Here is a 19674-nt window from a genome sequence, read left to right as displayed (position 1 = left end):
GTCGAATCCTTTGCTTAGACCGTGTTTACGTGGATGTGATTCCTTTGCGGTGTGTCGGGATCGGTTGTGCGGCATTGTTCGACTCTGGACCGACGAGTTGTCGAAACGCCTTGTGCCGGAAGAGTTGTGGGCTCTTGCCGAGCCGTTACTGCGAAGGTTCACCCCGCGGCCGCTGTCTGTCACGTCGATGCTCGGCCTTATCGCCGCCATCAACCACTGGCTCCGCGACCAATGACAGACGACTTCGCAACACTGCCTACGGCGATCACCAGAACGCCGACCGCAAGATGTCCTGGACGCCATGCCCGCTCTGGTCGCGGGGGAGAAGCTCACGCCGTTCCAGCACGCGGCCATGGTCGCCGACACCGCGAACCACATCTGCCACTGGGGTTCGCAGGGCGCGGGGTTACATCAACGCCGATGTGACGCTGACCCTCTCCCTCCCGCCGATCGGGTACGAGCTACACCGCGCCGCGGCGGTGATCCGGGCGTTCCCCGATCGTTCTCCGCGCTCCGGTTAACACCGGGCGCGCGCCGGGATATCTTCGGGCAGAACCCGCCGTGCGCCGAACCCGGGAATCCGCCGGACGGGGTCGAATCACTGGAGGCAGTCGTGCCCACTCCACTCGTCCGGAAAACCGCTGTGGCGGCCGCGCTGGCCGTCGCCCTGCTCTCCCTCACCGCCTGCAACGACGAGGTCGGCACCGCGACACCGGCCAGCACGCCGGTGGACACCTCCGCGGGCACGCCGGCCGGCGCCCCCGCCGCGGGCCGCGCGGGGCAGTCCACCGTGCGCACCGTCGGCAAGACCGGCTGGTACGACGATTTCGCCATCACCGTGGACAAGGCCACCGTGGTGCCGGACGAGTACGGCGGCGCCGAGGTGACCATCGACATCACCTACGCCAATACCGGCCTCGCCGATCGGATGCTGGGGCTGACCCCGACGCTGCTGGTCAACGGCGAGCTGGAGGGCGGCGCGACCTTCGACAGCCCGACCGTCGCCGCGGGCGGCAAGGGCAGGGGCAGGGCCGAGGTCCCGGTGCGCTCGCTGGACGACGCCGAGCACCTGATCGACACGATGACGATCGTCTACGGCACGGCCACCGACAACCAGACCATCATCGCGCTGAAGAAGGACGCGAAGGTGCAGAGCGTCCAGCCGCGCAGCTTCCCGACCTCCGCGAAGCTCACCCAGGGCGAGACGACGGTGACCGTCACCGGCGCGACCCTGCACCCGAGCTACAGCACCGGCGAGCGTGGGAAATCCGATGTGGCGCTGCACATCACGCTCACCGGCGGCTCCGGCATCCCGGCCGGCGGCGCCAACATCTACTACCAGTACTTCAGCGTGCGCACCCCGGACGGCCGCACCGTGCCCGCCGACTTCAAGGGCCCGATCAACGAGCTGCTCGGTGCGCGCCAGACCATCGACAAGCCGGACAACTTCGTGGTCTTCGTGGTCGATTCCCCCGGCACCGGCGCCTACACGCTGGTCTACAACGCGCTCGGCGCCGAGGGCGAAGCCTCCGCGCCGACCGCCGCCTTCACCCTGAACTGACCCGGGGAAAGGCGAACGGCGGTACCGCACCTCGGCGTGCGGTACCGCCGTTCTCGTTCCTGACCACCGTCACTTGGCGGCGGAACCGGTGCCGATCAGGTTGCCGAAACCTACGACTTCCTCGGCGCCACCACCCTCGTACTCGCCCTCATCGAATCCGCCCTCGGCATCGAGCAAGTCGGCGATATTGCGCGGGCCGGCGGCTTATTCCGCCTCGCATTCGGCAGCGGCGACTACCGCCGTGACAGCGGCACCAACGCCGAGGACCTCGCGATGGCCCACCCACGCACCCGGCTGGTCACCGCGAGCCGCATCGGCAACCTCCCCGGCCCCAATCGACGGACCACCGTCGGCGAGGACCCCGCCGTGCTGCACGAGAAGACTCGGCACGCGGTCTCTCTGGGTCTCACCGGAAAACTCTGCCTACCCCACAACCACATTGCCATCGTCAACAACGCCCTGAGCCCCACTCACGACGAAGTCGCCTGGGCTCGCGGCTTTCTCACCGACTTCGAAGCCCGCGGCCGTCTCATCCGCGACGGCAGCGACCTTCCACGCCTCGGCCGCGCCCAGCGAATCGCCGACCTAGCCACCGCCTACAGCGTCCCCAGCGCGTAAGGCCGCTGCGTGGGCTTGTCGTTGCATCGCTGGTTGTCCGTGTTCCGCGGCACCGCACGCATACCCTCGATCGACGGCCGCTGTCTTCGGATCTGTTCACGACCGGTGCTCCGAAGTCGGATTGTGCAGGCAGTCAAGCAGATTCGAAAGGTCAGTGGCCGGAACGACGTGGTCCTGCGGGGAAATCTGCTCTCCTACTCGAGAGTAACGTTCTCCATATTCGAGCGGAGAGGCCAGGGGTCGTACATCATCGTGTCGCTGCACATGCGCGACCGCACCCAGAAGTACGCCCGCTGCAATCGAAACATCACTTGTGGAAACAGAGAATGCGATTATCATAGTCCAAGCGCCGAGGCGCAGATCGCTCGAAGCGTCCCACGGGCCAACCTCACAGGGTGCGCCTCTGGTCCACTTCTGCCTCTACTGAAATGGCCCGGCCACAACCCTTCGATTGAACCGGGCGACATCGGAATGCCCTGCGGCAGCAACGTATCGCGTGCAAGCTCCCGCGCATTGACGTGCCGAGGTGTGCCACGAAGTCCGGCGCGCCTAACTCACGATTACCGAAACCCTTATTGCGACAGTGATGTCACTGGACACGATGCGGAAAACACGATGCAGAAGCTGACCACCACCGCCTACTACACGAAATTCTTCGGAATCCGGACCAAGGTTCTCGCTATCGCGCTCGTACCCAGCCTGGTTCTGCTGATCATCGGTGTCGGTGCGGCGGCATACCTGGTGGATGTAGGGCAACACGCCAAAGACTATGCGCAGAGCCAGGAAACGAACCTCGGCCCGACCCGGGAAATGGTCGCCGCGATCCAGCAGGAGCGGATGCTCTCGCTGCGGCGGCTGGCAGGCGAGGATGTGGATCCACCCGAGCTCGCGGCCGCGAGAACGCGATTCGACAACGTGCTCGCGGCCCTCGTACCCGACGTCAAGGCATTTCAGGACCTCGGCGGCGCCACCCTGGACAGCACTGCCGACGCCTACAACCAGGTCAAAACCGCACTACCGTTGCTGCGGGCCGGAATAGACGCCGGCGCGGTGTCCATCGTCGACGTCTACGATTTCTACGGCAAAATGCTCGACGGGTTCTCCACCCTGGGTATGGCGATGGTGCAACGAAACGCACCGGATGCGGGTTCGGCCATCGGACTGACCCGCAATATCGAACTACTCCATGTGGTCGAGTCGATGTCGAGGGCTAGTTCGTTGACCGCAGCGGCCGTGAAACCCGAGGGCTTGCCGCCCGCGTTGTCGACCGAATATCACAACCTCGTCGGCTACTACCACTCTCAAATCATCTTCCTGCAAGCCGAACTCGAAGGCGCGAGCGCACAGCGCGCCAAAGACATCACCGCGACACCGGCCTGGCAGCAGGTGACCGCGATGGAAGACGCGATCATCCATCCAGTATTCACCAAACCCGCTACGACGCTGGTACTTCCGATGAGCATCGAACAGTGGCGAGATGCCGCGACCGAGGTCTCCGCTCAACTGATGTCGTTCTGGGTCGACCAGAACCTGAGCGCGCAGCGGCAGGCCGCCGAATCCGGCGACAGCACCGCAAAAAGATCGTTGCTGGCCGGCAGCGCGGTCGTCATTCTCGTTGTCCTCACTTTCGCGCTGTCATTGCTGCTGGCCGGACGGTTGATCGGCCGGTTGAAACGATTGCGCACCGAAACCATCGCGCTGGCCGAGGTTCAATTGCCCGAGACCATGCGCCGACTCAGCGCCGGTGAACCCATCGACCCGGAAGACGAGGCCGCGCACTTGGATTTCGGCGACGACGAGATCGGCTCGGTGGCCAAGGCATTCAACGGCGCGCACACCGCTGCCGTCTCGGCCGCGATCACCGAGGCCCGCACCCGCGAGGGTGTACGCGCGGTGTTCCTCAACATCGCCCACCGCAGCCAGGTCGTCGCGCATCGGCAACTCGAAATCCTCGACGAAGCCGAGTCGAAACAGGAGAACCCGGAGATGCTCGAGATCCTGTTCCGACTCGATCATCTAGCCACCCGTGAGCGCCGCAATGCCGAGAATCTGGTCATCCTCGGCGGCGGCCAGCCAGGACGGCGGTGGCGGCGGCCTGTCCCGTTGATGGATCTCGTGCGCAGCGCTGTCGCGGAGACCCTCGACTATGCCCGGGTGCACACCGGCAGTTTGCCGCAGATATTCGTCGTCAGTGCCGCGGTCGCCGACCTCATCCACCTACTCGCCGAACTCGTCGACAACGCCACGGCCTTCTCACCACCACAGGCACGCGTCGAAATCACCGGCAACATGGTGGGTAGGGGGGTGGTGGTCGAGATCACTGATCAGGGCATAGGTATGGCGCTGGAAGAGCTGGCACGGGCCAATGAAATGCTCGCCGAACCACCGCACTTCGGCGTCGCGGCGCTGTCGGCGGACTCCAGACTCGGGCTCTTCGTCGTCGCGCAACTCGGTATCCGGCACGGTATTTCGGTGCGGCTCGGCGAATCCGACTATGGCGGCATCCGGGCGGTTGTACTGATCCCGTCGGCGGTCATCACGTCCGAAGCCGTGGTCGTCGACTACGCACCGCAATATCTCTCGAATGCGCCCGACCCCGCCGGTGCGCGCACCGAAATTCGAGGTACAGGCGTAAGCGACACTGCCGCGAACACCGAAAACAGATCCACGGCACCCGCACCGGACACCCACCGACCGCCCACGCGACGATGAGACCTCGAGCCGACCACCTACGACATCGCGACCTCGCCCGCTACCGGGGACTCCCGGTCAGCGGTCCAGGCGCGGGACCTGTTCCGGCGATCGAAACGGAACGCGACAAGGCCGACGAGGCCCTCCCGATCCGTCCCCACCTCGTCGCGGCTGCCCACCACCCCACATCCGGACCAACAGGACGGCAACGGTGACCTCTTCTACCGCAGGTGAACTCGATTGGTTCCTCGGCGACCTCGTCGAACGCATGGTCGGTGTCCGGCAGCCAGTCATCGAACTCGACCGTGCCGTCCTGTTCGCCACCACGGTCGGCAGCAATTCCTGCCTCGCCCTACAAGCCGAGGACAGCGCCAACCTCGGCAGTGTCGGGACGGGCCCGTTCCCACTGCCATGAGCCGCGACGGTGACATCTGGTTCGTGGACGATTCGCCGCTGGTTCGTCCATACGCGGTTACCCGGGGCCGCACCTCCGGGGCCGACCACGACCTGGACATGCTGACTACTGTCGTGGTCGCCCGGCCCACACAGCGACTGCGTCGTACCGAACCCGAATACCTCGCGATCGTCGCGCTCTGCAACACACCGGTCACCGTCGCGGAGGTTTCCGCCACTTTGAAGCTGCCACTGGCGGTGACGAAAATACTTGTCGGTGACCTCATCGCCGAGGGGAACTTGGTCTTCCGGGCCCCCGCCGTCACCGGCAACGCACCCAACGAACTCAACCTATTGCAAGCGATACTCGATGGAATCCGGGACCTCTGACGTGAACGCCGTGCAACTGGCCGCGTCGGCAAAACCACCATGGTCTCCACCATCAGCGAGTGCCGAACCCCACTTCGAAATAGACAGCGCCCAAGTTTCGGGCTGATGCCCGTCCTGAACACAGAACAGGAGTCATTGGTGACGTCACGATCGTTGGCTACCACGCTCGGCATAGGTATGGTCGCCAAGGAGGCGATTCGCGTCGGCCTCGACCGAACAATCCCTACTCGCACAGGGATTCCGCTGCGTGCCGACCAGGTGACCGAGCAGTGGCTGGGCGACGCGCTCGGGCTCACGCCGGGGGCCATCGAATCGATCCATGTCGTACAACAGGATTCCGGAACAGCGGCTCGCGCCCGTATCGCGGTGCAGTCCGATGCCGATATCCCTGATCACCTGTTCTTGAAGTTGGCGCCGCACAACTACTTACAGCATGTGCTGATGAACGTCTTCGCGCTCGGCACCCACGAATGTCTCGCCTATCAGGCCTTGGGCAGCAACCCGCCGGTTCGCATACCGCGATGCTATGTCGTCCGGGTCGACCGGACCCGGCGACGCACCTTCCTCGCACTGGAAGACCTATCCGAAACAGCCGAATTCCGCACGGTCATCGACTCGGTGACTCGAACCGAAGCCAACGCGGTCGTCGATGCCTTGGCCGACCTCCATGCGGCATTCTGGCGCACCGACCGATTCGCCCACGACTTGGCACCACTCGCCGTGCGTTCGGCTGCCGAGATCCGCATCGGCGACATGATCCGCCGCCGGTTCCTCGGCGAGATCACCGGTCACACGGCTGACCTGATACCCGAACCGACAAAGAGACAGTGCCGCATGCTGTTCGAACACAGCACCGCTATCGACGCGTTCTGGGACAGTCAGCCACAAACTCTGGTCCACGGCGACCCGCATCTCGGTAACCTGTTCTTCGAGGGTGCGGCCCCCGGCTTCCTGGACTGGCAGGTCGCGAAAGCGGGCGCCGGCATCCGCGATGTCGCCTACTTCGCGAGCGCGTCGGTCGAACCCGATCTGCTCCGCACGATCGAACGAGATCTGGTCGAGCGTTACGCCAGAAGGCTCGATACGGCGGGCATCGCAGTAGACGGTGATGACCTGTGGTCGCTGTATCGCGCGGCCATTACGGAGTTCTTCCTGGCAGCGGTGTGCACGGCGGAGGCCGGTGCGCGGATGCAGCCGCTCGACGTCTCACGGGTCGGGGTCGAGCGAGCCGTCGCTGGAGTCTTGGCGCACGACAGTTTCACCGTGCTCGCCGCCTTCGCCGACGGCAAGCGCGTCTGATGTGAGGGCCTCCTACGGGGGGTGTGGCATACACCGAAATGCTCACCGCCGAGCCGTACTTCGGTGTCGATGATCGGTCGGCGACGGATCACCGGTGGATGAGCACGGCTTGTTGCCGTTGGCACCGGGTGCGAACGGACGGTTCCGGTGCTTCGATCAGCCGAGCGTCCAGGAGTTCGCGTTCGATTGCCGCTGCCGCGTAGTGCATCCCGGCGCCGCGCAGTTGCTCGATCCTGGTACGCACCTTGTCGATCCCGTACGACCGGACGACCTCGGCGATCCCGACCCGGCCGCACGAATCGGCGGCGAATCCCGCCGCCGTGCCACTGATCTCCATTGCAAGCCCCCCAACGGGAATCCCTACTGATCCCAAAGGACAGCCTAACCTCTTGCACGTGCATCTGCACGTGCATGTCGTCAGGTATCGAGGTGTAATAGGTTGTGGCACACTCAGGTTCGCGACGTTGAAGGCCGACAGGAGTGCCCGTGAGCGAGGATTTGACCGCCGTCGTCGGCACCTGTGCAGGGCAGGATTCGCAGGAGGACCCTGCCCTGCTCCGTCGGGTACTCGGGGTGCGCTTGCGGCGCTTGCGCGAGACGTCCGGTATCAGCGGGGATGCCGCCGGGCGGGTGATCCGTGCTTCCCATTCGAAGATCAGTCGACTCGAAGCAGGCCGAGTCACCTTCCGCGCCGCCGATGTCGACGATCTACTGACCGCGTACGGGGTGCGCGATGCCGATCTGCGCGAGGAATGCCGGCAGCTGGTGGAGCGCGCCAACGGGACCGGACGGTGGCAAGCCGGCACGGATCTGACGGCCGCGCGACCCGACACCTATCTGGCACTCGAGGAAGCCGCCGCCCTGATCCGCTGCTACGCGCCGAGCTTGCTGCCTGATCTGATGGACGCCCTCCTACGCCCACACCGTGTTTGCGATCGCTGACCGGCAACCGGCTGCCGACATCCAGCGCCGCATCGAATTGCTGGCACGGCGGCAGCGACTGCTCACCCGCGCGGATCCGCCCCGGGCGTGGTTTGTCATCGAGGAAGCCGCGCTGCGCCGCCCGCTCGGCGGGGCCGAGATCTGGCAGGGGCAGATGGACCATCTCGCCGAGTTGGCGCAGCGTCCCAACATCACCGTGCAGGTGCTACCCGATCACATCGGCGGACCGGCCATCAGCGGTACCCCCTTCACCATGCTGCGGTTCGCGGCGCCCGAGTTGAGCGATATCGCGCACTATCTCCATCTCGCCGGACCCCAGTTCCTCGACAAGCCCGCCGAGCTGGACCGATTCAACGCGGCCTGGGATCGACTGTGCGTCTGTGCCTATCCGCCCGAGCGGACCACGCAGCTGCTTGACACGCTGCGAACCACCCGTTCCACCGTCGACCTCTCCCTGTAGCGAACACCGATCAGAACAGAGATCCAATGCCCGACAACGCCTTCGGTGCCCTGTCCACCGACGTCGACACCACTATCGCCCACGAAGCACGCGTCTACGACTACTGGCTCGGGGGCAAGGACAACTACCCCGCCGACCGGGCGCTCGGCGATGCGATCGCTGAGCATGTCCCTGCCATCAAGACGATGGCGCGCGCCAACCGCGCCTTCCTCGGCCGAGCGGTCCGGCACCTGGTCAGCGAAGCGGGCATCACCCAGTTCCTCGATATCGGTACCGGAATCCCCACGGCAGGCAACACTTACGAGGTCGCACAGCAGCTCGATCCCAATGCGCGGGTCGTCTACGTCGACAAAGATCCGATCGTGCTCGCCCACGCTCGCGCGCTGATGAGCAGCACTCCGCAGGGGCGCACCCGATTCATTCACGCGGACCTGCACGACCCGCGGTCCATCCTCGACCACCCCGACCTCGCCGACACCCTCGACCGCGGCGAACCCGTTGCCATCATGCTCGTCGCGATCATGATGTATTTCTCGGACGCGAACCGTCCCAAGGAAGTCATCGCCGACCTCCTCGACGCCGTCCCCTCCGGCAGCTACCTCGTGATCACACATCCCACCGCTGATTTCGCACCCGAGGCGATGGCCGGAGTGCAGGCGGCCGCGCAAGCCTCGGGCATCTCCTTTCACCCCCGCAGCCACGCCGCCACCAGCGAGCTGTTCGCCGGAACCACCCTCATCGATCCGGGTCTGGTCCCCGTCGCCGCCTGGCGACCCGAACTCATCGACCGCCCCGCCGCCGTCGCCGAGGCCGACAGCGCCTGGTACTGGGCAGGTATCGGCCGAAAGCCCTGAGCGTCGCGCAGACCGACCTGGCACGAGGGGGCCAGATCTGAGAAATCCGGCGCTCAGCGATGCCCAGCCGGGTCGGTCTGGCTGAATTCTGTTCTGAACCAGCCGGTTTCGACGTTTCGACTGGCAGGACTGGCCGTGTGGTGATGCATGACGGGCTGTGCGCGATGAGGGAATGGCCGTTCCGCAGCGTCAGAACGACCGCTGCGGAACGCACCTCTGCGAGCCGTGTCTTCAGCAGCCTTCGCCGCCGGCACCACCCGCGCTACCTTGGGCAGGCTGGCCGGGATTGAGGCCATTGCAGCCGGAACCGCCATTGCCACCGGCACCATTGCCCGCGAGTCCGGAGCCTCCCGCGCCTCCAGGGCCGCCCGCACCATTCCCGTTGGCATTTCCGCCGGTGCCACCATCCCCACCACGACCGACTGCGGCGCCGCCACCTGCGCCGCCCGCACCGCCGGCGCCCACTCCTGCCCCCGCACCACCGTTTCCGCCGTCACCCGCGCCACCGGTGTCACCCGAGTCCGCGGAAGCACCGCCTGCGCCACCTGGGCCACCGGCGCCGGTGCCTGCCCCGTCACCGCCGTGACCGCCTGCCCCGCCGGTCCCGCCGACCAAGGGAACACCGCCTTTGCCACCCGCACCGCCCGCGCCGTCGGGGGTTGCGTTCTGGCCGTCTCCGCCGGGGAAGCCGTCGATGTGCTCACTGGTGCCGGTCGCGCCGTCGGCACCGGGAACGCCCGCCTCGGCATAGACAGAAGGTGTAGCGCAGAGGAGCATCGCCGCGGCAAAGGCGGGTACGCACAAAGACGTGGCAGAGAGCCGTGAACGTGCTTTCTTGATTTTCATGTCGAGCCCCTAACTCTCTTCTCGAGATACGGGGGGAGATAGCCACGACACCCAGACAGGTGCCCGGCCAGGGATCAGACCACCGTCATACGATCTGCAACGGCAGAAGGACTCCGCCACGAACCCTAACACTCATTGCGATTGATATCTCGCGACCGCAAACGCCTGACCTGCGATGACGTGATCATCAGCCCGAACTCGACACCCACAGAGCAGTGCACTCGAGGATTGACCTGTCGCTCTCGGGACTCCACAACCTCGCTGAGCCCTCGTCGCCTCCGGAGGCAAGGACAGTCCGCCCATCAGGCGGTTGCGACACCGCAGCGCGGACCTTCTTGATACACATACCCCCGATTGGGAGGAGGCGGTGTATGGCGACCTTCTCGGACCGGCCGGGACTGCGTGACGGCCGATGCAGGTCGAGAACTGCTCCTGCACTCTGACTTTCGCGAGGACAATCGACACTGTCGCGACGCCGCCGAATCTAGACCGCGCACATCGACTGCATCACACCGCGCATGATCGGCGCGCCGTAATCGGTCGGCGCGAACACCAAGTCCTGGACGATCGACAACGGTGTGGTGACCACCGCACCGACTCCGGTGAAACCGGCGACGGTGGTACCCGCCGAGAACAGCAGGCTGGTGATGTCGAGGGTCAGCGTCGCCAGATCGAAAGCATTCTCCACCTTCACCTGTGCCAGCGGCACGGTCTGCAGTGCCTGGCCCTCGGCCAGGTCGGTGCCGAGGTTGGCCAGGAAGGTCACCGGACCCAGATCGAGGGCCTCGACCAGTGGTCCGAGATCATCAGCGCGGCGCATCAGCATCACCTTGGCCACCCGGTTGCTCGCCAGGAAGCTCTGCAACGCGTCGGCGGTCTCGTGCATCGCGACCCGGTCCATCTGCACGGCGCCGGAGTCGAGATAGGCGCGAGCACGTTCGACGACCGTGGCCAGGGTCAGTTCGGCGACCGGTGTGCAGCTGCCGTTCGCGGCCATGACCATCGCGGCCAATGCTTCGGCCGCCGGCGGAACCTGGACCGGTTCGATCACGGCTTCGTCGAGCACCAGCGGCGGATACACATTCGGTGCGACGCATCCCGCGTCTATCGAATTCTGTACCGCGCGTGCCAGTGCTTTCGTTCCGCTGAACATCGCGCTGACCACCGGCTTGAGGAAGATTCCTACTGTGGGCACCATGCCTGCGGCGAGCTTGGCTGGGATCTTCACGATGCCCGTCGCGAGCACGAACACCTCGATCGCGTCGTTGACCGTGAGGTGCGAGACCGACATCGTCTCGTCGATCCGCCCGGTTCGCACCGCATCGAGGCCGTTCACGAGGTATGTGACGATCGGATCGTCGATCTCGGCGGTTCGGGTCCCGACCAGTTCGGGACGCATCGGTAATCCGTCTCGATGCACTCGTACTGCGGCGATCGAGGCGCGGAAGTCGGCGACCTGCTGGTCGTAGTCGGCGAGCTGGGCGGGCCCGACCGTGCCGCGCAGGACCGACGCCGCAGCGGTCACCACATCGTCGAATGTCGGTGCGCCACTGGTGCACATCTGGTCGGCCTCGGCGATCGGGGTGGCCGCGAGTGTTTCGACGGTGTCGGCTCGAGCGATTCCGGGCGCGTACAGCGCGCCCGTGATCAGCGTGAGCGCGGTGAGCGAGCCGATGGTGGCGGCCAGACGGGGCAGTGGCAAAAGCATGCGGCGGTCTCCGGCTAGAACGGGTGGCGATGAGTCGTTCGATCCGAACCTAGGGTGGCGCGGTTTCCCGAACGGTGCCCGTTGAATGAACAGTTGACCAACTTGGTCAGATGTTCAGTTCGTCGAGATCTGGAACCCGGAGCAAGGCAAGTAACCGTGTTGCTGTCCGACGGCTTCCGGCGGATCTGTACAAACCTGGCATCTGTGCCCTAATATTAGGCAAGCCTCACCGAACATCGGGACGGCTTGATACTTCCATCCCGAGCTCTGTCCGGAGAGGCCGCCCGTGTACGTCTGCAACTGTTTCGCGGTGACCGAGGAGGACGTCCGCCGACACATCGCCGACGGCGCGTGCACACCTCGAAGGATCGCCTCCGCGTGCAAAGCCGGCACTGATTGCGGATCGTGCGTGCGCCGTATCCAAGCGCTGCTCGCCCGCACCGCCTTGCACCGCGAGTACGAATCCGGTACCGAGAACCTCGACGAGGTCGCCTAGGTGGTGGGCTGCTCGATCAGCTGCGCGATGTAGAGCGGTTCGCCGAGCTTCTCGACCAGCTCCAATTGCGTATCCAAGTAGTCGATGTGGTGCTCCTCGTCAGCGAGGATCGACTCGAAGATATTGGCGGAGGTGATATCTCCCTTGGCGCGCATCACCTCTATCCCACGCCGCAGCCGGTCGATGGCCTCCACTTCGACCTCTCGGTCGGCCTGGAACATCTCGGTCACGGTCTGCCCCACACGAACATGGAACAGCCGCTGATAGTTGGGCAGACCGTCCAGGAACAGGATCCGGTCGGTCAGGAGTTCCGCGTGCTTCATCTCGTCGATGGACTCGGAGCGGGTGTACTTGGCGAGCTTGGTCCAGCCGAAATTTTCTTGCATCTTCGCGTGCAGGAAGTACTGGTTGATCGCGGTCAGCTCCGCGGTCAACTGTTCGTTCAGAAACTCGATCACTTCAGGATCGCCTTGCATGGGCCGAACTCCTTCCAGAAACGAATCGGGGCGATGCGCATCATTGCAGCGCGGCCCCGGCGCAGTCCAGTAAGTCCACACTTGGTCGCGGCCGCGCGTCCTCCCTGGCACACGCTGCAATCACGCGATTCGCAAGCCCTTTCGATGCTCACCGCCCACCACGATCTCGAGATCCGAAGTGGGCGTGACGAGTCCGGACCGGCATGGGACAAACCGACCTCTCGAGAAGTACGCGAAGGTGCTGGCGCAGCAGCGATTCCCAGATCAACGTGCTCACCGCCGCGGGGTGCGGTGGCAAGACTCTCCTGCTATCCGCCGACGACCAGGCAGAACGGGTGACCAGCCGGATCCAGCAGCACCCGCCACCGGTCACCGCCCGGCTGGTGGTCCGGCCTGACCGCGCCGAACCCCAGCGCCAACTTCTCCGCCGCGTCAAGATCCTCGACCCCAAGGTCCAGGTGTAACTGCTGCGGCACGTCGTGACCGGGCCACCGCGGGGCCCGGTATCGGTCGACCCGTTGGAAGCCCAGGTCGCAACCCGAACCATCGGTCAGGGCGACGAACTCGTCAGCGTCATAGCCGAGCTGCATGCCTGTCAGCTCTCGGTAGAACCGGGCCAGCGCCCGGGGATCGGCGCAGTCCAGAGTCACGCCTCGCAGTGTGGCGATCGGCATCGTCCACTCCTTGGTCATCCACGTTCGCGGGCCGCGCGGCGGCCGCCGCAGGTAGTCATCCAACCGCACTGTCGTGGCCCGGCTCCACTCCTTTTAAGGCGGCGGACAGCTCCAAGTCCTCGTCCGCGAACACCTGCGTCCGCCACGAACCACACCCTCCGTTCGAGTAGTGCGGCTGTTCGGTGCGGAACTTGGTCCGGGGCCCATCGCACCGTCGAACTCGGTGGCGAGAACGACGTCGTCACGACGGCCGCGCAGTGGGGATTCCGCATGCGGTGTCTCCCGTGTGATTGTTCGCGACTTGAACTTGCGGGGTGCGACCGGGCTGGTCGCACCCCGAACAGAGCCTTAGGCCCCGACGTATTCGGCTGCGACGTCGAGGATCCAGGTGACACCGAAGCGATCACTGAGCATCCCGAAAGCGGGTGCCCATGGAGCTGGGCCGAATGCCTCGATCACCGTCGCGGCTTCGGCGAGGCGTTCCCACAGTGCACCGACCTCCTCGACGGTCTCGCCGCGCACCGAAAGGAAGAACCGCTCCTCGGTGATGGTGGTGCCGTTTTCGCGGCGGGTGGTTGGCGCGGCCGGGGTGGCGACAGGGGTGTCATGGCCGGGCACGTCGTAGGCCATGACCCGGAATCCGTTGTCGGCGACGACCTGGCCGAACACCACCTTGGTGGCATCGGGTAGGTCGGCGGGCATCCCGAAGTCTGCGTAGGTGGCGAGGGTGAGCTGTCCCCCGAACACCGACTGGTAGAACTCCAGGGCCGCACGGGCCTGACCGTGGAAGTTCAGGTGGGCAACAGCGTTGACCGTCATGGTGATCGGTGTCCCTTCGAGTAGTTTTCGCCGCCGATGGGCGACGAAAACCACACTGGCACCGGTGGAGGACAGGTAATGTCCTCTACTCGTGGCAATCTGGAAACCATGCCGACATCGACATCGACGGCGACCTCCCGTCGACTGCTCTCGCTGCTGTCTCTGCTGCAGGTCCGCAGGGACTGGCCAGGGGGTTTGCTCGCCCAGCGGCTCGATGTCAGCGGCCGCACAGTGCGCCGCGACATGGATCGCCTGCGCGAACTCGGCTATCCCATCCAGGCGATCAAGGGCCCCGAGGGCGGCTACCGGTTGGAAGCAGGCAGCGAGCTCCCTCCCCTGTTGTTCGACGACGAGCAGGCCGTCGCGCTCGCCGTGGCATTGCGGATTGCCGTCGGGACCGGGGCGGGAATCGAAGAGAACGCCGCGCGAGCCCTCGCGACCGTGCGGCAGGTCCTGCCTTCCCGATTACGGCAGCGAGTCGATGCGCTCGAGATCGCCGCGGCCGTGGCCGACGTCCAAGTCGATACTCAGATCCTGGTGGATCTGAGTATCGCGATTCGTTCCGCCGAGGAAGTGCGGTTCGACTACCAGGGGGCGACCCCCGCTGACAGGGGCGATCCGCGCTCGCCCCGCCGGATACAACCCCACCACCTCGTAGCCCGGAACGGGCGCTGGTACCTGATCGGCTGGGACCCCGAGCGTGCCGACTGGCGAACCTACCGCGCGGATCAGATGACCCTCCGCATCCCCAACGGCCCACGCTTCTCACCCCGACAACTACCAGGCGACGATGTCACGGCCTTCCTCTCCGCCCGCTTCAAAGGGTCTGACGGCGCCGACGTCTGGCCGTGCAACGGCGAGGTGATCCTGCATCTGCCTGCCGCCCGGGTTGCGCCGTTCGCCGGCGATGGAATCGTCGAGGCGCTCGACCACGACCGATCCAGGCTGCTGATCGGTTCGTGGTCATGGGCGGCGCTCGCAGCGACGCTGGCGCGCTTCGATACCGAGATCGAGGTCGTGGCCCCGCAATCGCTACGCGACGCCTTCGCTGATCTGTCTCGTCGCGCACACAGGGCCGCGCAGGTGAGCGCATAACTCGGTCGAACAGATTCAGCGAAGTACGCGCGTGAACAGGGCGGTCAGTTCGGTCCAGTGCCGAGCATCGGCCTCGGCGTTGTAGACGTCGGTGTCGGATTGAGTGAAGCCGTGGCCTGCGCCGGGGTACACCTCGGTGCGGAAAGTGGTGCCCGCGGTGATGAAGGCGGCATCGAGTTTGTCGATCTGTTCGGGCGGGAGACCGGGGTCGGCGTCGGCGTGCGCAAGGTAGACCTCGGCGGTGATTCGATCGACCACGGTGTGCGGACTGGTGGGGTCCTCGGTGGCCAGTCTGCCGCCGTGGAACCCTGCTACCGCGGCCACTCGATCGGGGTAGGCGGCGGCGGTGTGCAGTGCGTTGCGTACGCCCATGCAGTACCCGGAAAGGCCCACCGGGTTGCCAGTGGTCAGGGGGGAATCGGCCAGCCAAGACAGGTACGCCCCAGCGTCCGCGACGACGAGTTCGGGTGTCAACGCGGTCAGCAGCGGGAGCAGTGCGCCGAAGATCTCGCCGCGTTGTTCGGCCCCCATGAAATCGGGAAGCTCGACCACCGGCGCGGAACTGTTGCGGTACAACAGATTCGGAACGAGCACCGTGAAGCCATGGGCCGCGAGGCGTTCGGCGTCACGGCGTACCACCGGCCGCAGCCCGAACGCGTCGGAGAACACCAGAACCGCGGGGTGGGGTGCGTTGTCGTCTGGGTAGGCGAGGAAGGAATCGGCTTTGCCGTCGGCCGTAGCCACGGAGAGGATAGACGTGTGTACCGCCACGGCGGAACCTCCTGAGCGCATCGAGTTGGGCACACCTTACTGATCGCGCGGCAGTGATCCGGCGCTCGAGCAGGTCGGGACCGGCATCCGCGCACGCAGTGAATTCGGTGCAACGCAAGCGCATTGCGGCGGTGACCGTGCCGCAGGGGCATCTCCGTTGCTGGGGTCCCACGGACCGTGCGGTCGCGTGAAGCGATCGCAATTCGGTGATGAGGTCCGGTTCGCCCGGCTCGCCGCGGTCTGGTCATTCATGGATCTCGGCGTATGCCGCTTTAAGGCGAGTCGTCCGTTTCGGTCGACAGCACCACGTCCGCGACCGTCGTCAAATGTGGACGGCCGCCGTCGGTGCTCACCTGCTCCAGCACGAGCCGGCTGCTCCGACCGCGCAGATGCAGCGTCGCTATCTGGTTGCCGAAGAAGGGGCCGGTGACCCGAGTCCACTCGACCGACACCGGGGGAACGGTGGACACCCGGTTCAGGAGGAAACGCGTCACCCGTTCGGCGGCCCGACTCCACGAGACCCGAAAGACCACCTTCATGGCGGTCGGAACGTAGTTGTGCATCGGCGAACAGGTCAGCTGGTAGACCCGGGACTTCACGGCGTCCGGGAACTGCGCTTGCGCGGCATAGGCGTGGTGAACGTCGCCGGACAGCACGCAGATCGTGGCGGGCGCCTGTCCTTGCGGGCCGCTGCACTGTCCACGCCCGACGCGGGCGATGAGCCGGGCGAGCCGGTCGAACGAATCTCGGAAGGCGGCCCAATGTTCCAGATCCGCTGAGCGCCGCAATTTTTCGGCCCATCCGGTCACACGTCGGCCCCGCACCCCTGAGGCCAGGCGCTCATTCCACGACTCCAGGTCGTGGACGGCGCGCGGCAGCAGCCACGGGAGCGAACTCCCCAACAGCAGGTGGTCGTAGTCGCCCTCGGTCTGTCGTTCGATCCACGAGAACTCCGGCTCGGAGACCATCGACCGCGTGCTGTCGCCCAGGATGCGTCCGCACCGTGAATCGATGACGAGCAGCCGGGTGGTGCCGAGATCGCGGCGATACGACCATTGCGCTCCCTTGGCGCCGTCGGCTTCTTCGTCCGCTGCGGATGCGAAATCGCGGAGCAACTCCGCGCAGTCGCCACCCTCGGATCTGATCCGCTGGTAGAGCTCGTCGTCGGCCAGGGCCGCGGGCGAAAGGTTGCCCAGGTGCTGGTAGATCCAGTAGGACGACAACGCGCCCACGATGCGTTCCTCCCACCAATCGGTGGCCTCGATCTCGTCACGCCACGATCTCGAGGTGTTCCAGTCGTCGATGACGTCGTGGTCGTCGAAGATCATCGACGACGGAACCGTGGACAGCAGCCAGCGCACCTGCGGGTCGGACCATGACTCGGAATAGAGCCACGTGTACTCCTCGAAGTTGCGGATCTGGGCGCCCGGCGGTTGGTCGAGGTCGTGCAACTCGTCGATGCGACGGAAAATCTCCGGGGACAGCAGCTCATCGGCGTAAACCTGGTCGCCGAGCAGTAACAATGCGTCGGGCAGATCTTCGGGTGGGCGTTCCATGACTCGCCGCGCATAGGCGTCGAGCGCGTCGGCGTCGAAGTGGTCGTTGTCCTGCATCGCCGTCGGTGTGGAGAATCGGCACGAGCCGAAGGCGAGAACCAGATCGGCGTTGCCGCTGAGCGTGCGAATGACGGACGGGTACGGGGCGTCGGGCAGCGGCCAGACGCGCTTCCCATCGAGACTGACCTCGTACGGCGTGACGGTGCCGGCCGCCAGTCCCGCGATCAGGACGAGAGCGTAGTGGTGCCCGGCGATGGTCCAGGTGTGTTCGTGGTGGCCGAGGACCTCGACAGTGCACGGTGCGGACGTCTCGACCCAGACGGTGGCGTCGTATTCGCCGACGTGGCGCAGCAACGGACCCAGAACCAGCTCGGTCTTACTTTCCGGCAGCCGTGCCATCAGTCCAGACTATGTCGTGGACCGGCTGTCGAGGGGCATTCTGCCCCTGACAGAACTGAATCCGGTTCGTGATCGAGATACAGTCACCTCATACCAGGGCGGGACCAGCGGACCGTCGGATTCCGATGAACGCTACGACGACACACTCGATCGCGTGATCGGCATGGCAGGGGAGTCGCTGAGCAGTTGAGCGGACTGGGTGCCCGATTTTCAAAGAGCACCAGCGGCCTGTTCAGCTGACCAGAATCGGTGCACCGTCGGACGGCACATGCGTGATATTGCGGACCCGGCCCCGCGTCGTCGCGGCCGCGGGCAGGGAGAGGACGTGGCGGCGCAGGATCTCTTGGAGCACCGCCGCGCCCTCCATCAGCGCGAAACCCGCTCCGATGCACCGGCGCACCCCACCGCCGAACGGCAGCCAGGTATTCGGCGCCACGCTGCCGTCGAGGAAGCGATCGGGCCGGAACACCGCGTCAGGGAAGGCCTCTGGCCGCTTGTGCGCGAGCAGGATCGAGGTCGCGACGACGGTCTCGGCGGGCAGGTCGTGGCCGCCGATCATCATGTCGCGGGTGAGCTTTCGCACGACCCCTCCGATGACCCAGTGGTAGCGCAGTGCTTCCTTCATCACCGCCTCGAGGTAAACGGTGTCGCCGTCGAGCGCGGCACGGCGGGCGAGGTCCTGCTGGGCGGGGTTGGCGGCCAGTTCGCGTAGCGCCCATGACAGTGCGGCCGAGGTCGTCTCGTGCCCGGCGGCGAGCAGGGTGACCAACTGATCGCGGAGTTCGTCCGGTGTGAGCGGGGTGTCGTTGCCGCTGCCCGGTGCCATCAGTCGCGACAGCACATCAGCGCCCGTGGCGTCGCTGCCGGTGCGGCGCTGCTCGATCTCGGCGTAGAGGTGGACGTCCAGACTGGCCCGGTCGTGGTGGAACCGCTTCCAGGGTCCGCGGTTCTGTAGGGCCGGGTAGCGGGAACCGAGCAGGGTGAGCGGGGCGATGTCGGTGATGCGGCGCATGGGTGGACCGAGTAGGTCGCGGCGGCGCGGATCGGCGACACCGAGCACCACCTCGCCGATGACATCGAGAGTGATCCCGGTCATCGCGTCCAGGCTGCGGATCGTCGACCCAGCCCGCCAGGTCTCCACGTGGGCGGCGGCGATCTGCTCGATCATCTTGCGATAGCCGGTCAGCGCGGGCCCGGTGAAGGCGGGCATCAGCAGGCGGCGGGCACGAGCGTGCTCGGCCTCGTCGGTGATGAGCACCGAATGTTCGCCGAGCAGCGGACGCAGGATGCCGTTGCTCTCGCCGGCGTGTAGGTCGGTGGGGGAGGCCGCGAAGATCTCGCGGACGTGCTCGGGGCGGGTGAACACGACCAGATGTCGGGCGTACGGCGGCACCATGCGCAGGGTGAAGGTATCGCCGTAACGGCGAGCGGTGGCGGTCATGAACCGTTCCCGCGCTTGCACATACCGCATCGTCTGCGCGATCGCGGGTAGTCGGGGGCCGGGCGGGTACATGGCAACGGTCCTCTCCTCGACACCTCACTCCACAGTAACCTCGGTTGCTCGGGCCTGGCGTCGATCTGGAAGTCCACGTCTCCGCTACACAACAGCCGATTGCGAAGTAGGGG

The 19674-nt window shown here is 65.7% G+C and carries 20 protein-coding genes; 11 read left to right on the top strand and 9 right to left on the bottom strand.

Features of this window, described 5'->3' with window-relative positions:
* The first annotated feature begins 613 nt into the window (after positions 1-613).
* From ACLJPD_RS28000 to ACLJPD_RS27975, 6 genes are all read left to right on the top strand, one after another.
* Positions 614-1561, top strand: a complete 948-nt coding sequence (locus ACLJPD_RS28000; RefSeq protein ID WP_410876143.1) for a hypothetical protein — start codon at positions 614-616, stop codon at positions 1559-1561.
* Positions 1562-1711: 150 nt separating this feature from the next.
* Entirely contained in the window at positions 1712-2179 is a 468-nt protein-coding gene (locus ACLJPD_RS27995) for an aldolase/citrate lyase family protein (protein WP_410876329.1), read from the top strand.
* A gap of 615 nt (positions 2180-2794) precedes the next feature.
* On the top strand, positions 2795-4891 hold the full coding sequence (locus ACLJPD_RS27990) for a nitrate- and nitrite sensing domain-containing protein (protein ID WP_410876142.1): 2097 nt from the start codon (positions 2795-2797) through the stop codon (positions 4889-4891).
* A gap of 190 nt (positions 4892-5081) precedes the next feature.
* Entirely contained in the window at positions 5082-5285 is a 204-nt protein-coding gene (locus ACLJPD_RS27985) for a hypothetical protein (protein WP_410876141.1), read from the top strand.
* Positions 5282-5653 (top strand): DUF742 domain-containing protein, encoded by a 372-nt coding sequence (locus tag ACLJPD_RS27980; RefSeq protein ID WP_410876140.1) that lies wholly within the window; start codon positions 5282-5284, stop codon positions 5651-5653. Before ACLJPD_RS27985 ends, ACLJPD_RS27980 begins: the two co-directional genes overlap by 4 nt.
* Positions 5654-5791: 138 nt before the next feature.
* Positions 5792-6952 (top strand): phosphotransferase family protein, encoded by a 1161-nt coding sequence (locus ACLJPD_RS27975; RefSeq protein WP_410876139.1) that lies wholly within the window; start codon positions 5792-5794, stop codon positions 6950-6952.
* Between the two features lie 88 nt (positions 6953-7040).
* Here the strand turns inward: ACLJPD_RS27975 and ACLJPD_RS27970 are convergent, their stop codons facing one another.
* The gene (locus tag ACLJPD_RS27970) at positions 7041-7289 is read right to left on the bottom strand and encodes a hypothetical protein (RefSeq protein WP_410876138.1); all 249 of its coding nucleotides are present in this window, start codon (positions 7287-7289) and stop codon (positions 7041-7043) included.
* Positions 7290-7438: 149 nt separating this feature from the next.
* Between ACLJPD_RS27970 and ACLJPD_RS27965 the strand changes: the two genes are divergently transcribed.
* From ACLJPD_RS27965 to ACLJPD_RS27955, 3 genes are read left to right on the top strand one after another with little or no spacing between them, the layout of a single operon-like run.
* Positions 7439-7894 carry a helix-turn-helix domain-containing protein gene (locus tag ACLJPD_RS27965; RefSeq protein WP_410876137.1) on the top strand — a complete coding sequence of 152 codons (456 nt, stop codon included), beginning with the start codon at positions 7439-7441 and terminating at the stop codon, positions 7892-7894.
* Positions 7878-8354 (top strand): DUF5753 domain-containing protein, encoded by a 477-nt coding sequence (locus tag ACLJPD_RS27960; RefSeq protein ID WP_410876136.1) that lies wholly within the window; start codon positions 7878-7880, stop codon positions 8352-8354. The genes ACLJPD_RS27965 and ACLJPD_RS27960 overlap by 17 nt, the downstream gene beginning before the upstream one ends.
* 26 nt (positions 8355-8380) lie before the next feature.
* Entirely contained in the window at positions 8381-9208 is an 828-nt protein-coding gene (locus tag ACLJPD_RS27955; RefSeq protein WP_410876135.1) for an SAM-dependent methyltransferase, read from the top strand.
* Positions 9209-9439: 231 nt separating this feature from the next.
* Here ACLJPD_RS27955 and ACLJPD_RS27950 read toward each other — a convergent pair whose 3' ends face one another.
* Together ACLJPD_RS27950 and ACLJPD_RS27945 are read right to left on the bottom strand one after the other, a co-directional pair.
* The gene (locus ACLJPD_RS27950) at positions 9440-10054 is read right to left on the bottom strand and encodes a hypothetical protein (RefSeq protein WP_410876134.1); all 615 of its coding nucleotides are present in this window, start codon (positions 10052-10054) and stop codon (positions 9440-9442) included.
* Between the two features lie 484 nt (positions 10055-10538).
* The gene (locus tag ACLJPD_RS27945) at positions 10539-11762 is read right to left on the bottom strand and encodes a hypothetical protein (protein ID WP_410876133.1); all 1224 of its coding nucleotides are present in this window, start codon (positions 11760-11762) and stop codon (positions 10539-10541) included.
* Positions 11763-12048: 286 nt separating this feature from the next.
* Between ACLJPD_RS27945 and ACLJPD_RS27940 the strand changes: the two genes are divergently transcribed.
* Positions 12049-12258 (top strand): bacterioferritin-associated ferredoxin, encoded by a 210-nt coding sequence (locus ACLJPD_RS27940; protein WP_410876132.1) that lies wholly within the window; start codon positions 12049-12051, stop codon positions 12256-12258.
* Here the strand turns inward: ACLJPD_RS27940 and bfr are convergent.
* From bfr to ACLJPD_RS27925, 3 genes are all read right to left on the bottom strand, one after another.
* Positions 12255-12734, bottom strand: a complete 480-nt coding sequence (gene bfr / locus ACLJPD_RS27935) for a bacterioferritin (RefSeq protein ID WP_410876131.1) — start codon at positions 12732-12734, stop codon at positions 12255-12257. The two genes, ACLJPD_RS27940 and bfr, sit on opposite strands and share 4 nt — an antisense overlap.
* A gap of 308 nt (positions 12735-13042) precedes the next feature.
* Positions 13043-13408 carry a VOC family protein gene (locus tag ACLJPD_RS27930; protein ID WP_410876130.1) on the bottom strand — a complete coding sequence of 122 codons (366 nt, stop codon included), beginning with the start codon at positions 13406-13408 and terminating at the stop codon, positions 13043-13045.
* A 348-nt stretch (positions 13409-13756) separates the two neighbouring features.
* Positions 13757-14227, bottom strand: coding sequence for a VOC family protein (locus ACLJPD_RS27925; protein ID WP_410876129.1), 471 nt, complete (start codon positions 14225-14227; stop codon positions 13757-13759).
* Between the two features lie 78 nt (positions 14228-14305).
* Here ACLJPD_RS27925 and ACLJPD_RS27920 point away from each other — a divergent pair, with 78 nt between their 5' ends.
* Positions 14306-15322, top strand: a complete 1017-nt coding sequence (locus ACLJPD_RS27920; RefSeq protein WP_410876128.1) for a helix-turn-helix transcriptional regulator — start codon at positions 14306-14308, stop codon at positions 15320-15322.
* A 15-nt stretch (positions 15323-15337) separates the two neighbouring features.
* On the opposite strand, the gene ACLJPD_RS27915 is transcribed toward ACLJPD_RS27920, so the two are convergent.
* The 3 genes from ACLJPD_RS27915 to ACLJPD_RS27905 all read right to left on the bottom strand — a co-directional run bounded on the left by ACLJPD_RS27915 (position 15338) and on the right by ACLJPD_RS27905 (position 19561).
* Positions 15338-16066, bottom strand: coding sequence for a dienelactone hydrolase family protein (locus ACLJPD_RS27915; protein WP_410876127.1), 729 nt, complete (start codon positions 16064-16066; stop codon positions 15338-15340).
* Positions 16067-16365: 299 nt separating this feature from the next.
* Entirely contained in the window at positions 16366-18048 is a 1683-nt protein-coding gene (locus tag ACLJPD_RS27910; protein WP_410876126.1) for an alkaline phosphatase D family protein, read from the bottom strand.
* 232 nt (positions 18049-18280) lie between these two features.
* A complete protein-coding gene (locus ACLJPD_RS27905; protein ID WP_410876125.1) occupies positions 18281-19561 on the bottom strand; it encodes a cytochrome P450 in 1281 nt (426 codons plus the stop codon).
* Positions 19562-19674 lie beyond the last annotated feature (113 nt).

The organism is Nocardia sp. A7 (assembly GCF_046549215.1).
Lineage (GTDB): Bacteria > Actinomycetota > Actinomycetes > Mycobacteriales > Mycobacteriaceae > Nocardia.
Note: the sequence above shows the minus strand (reverse complement) of the source record. Positions and strands in the feature narration are given on the sequence as shown.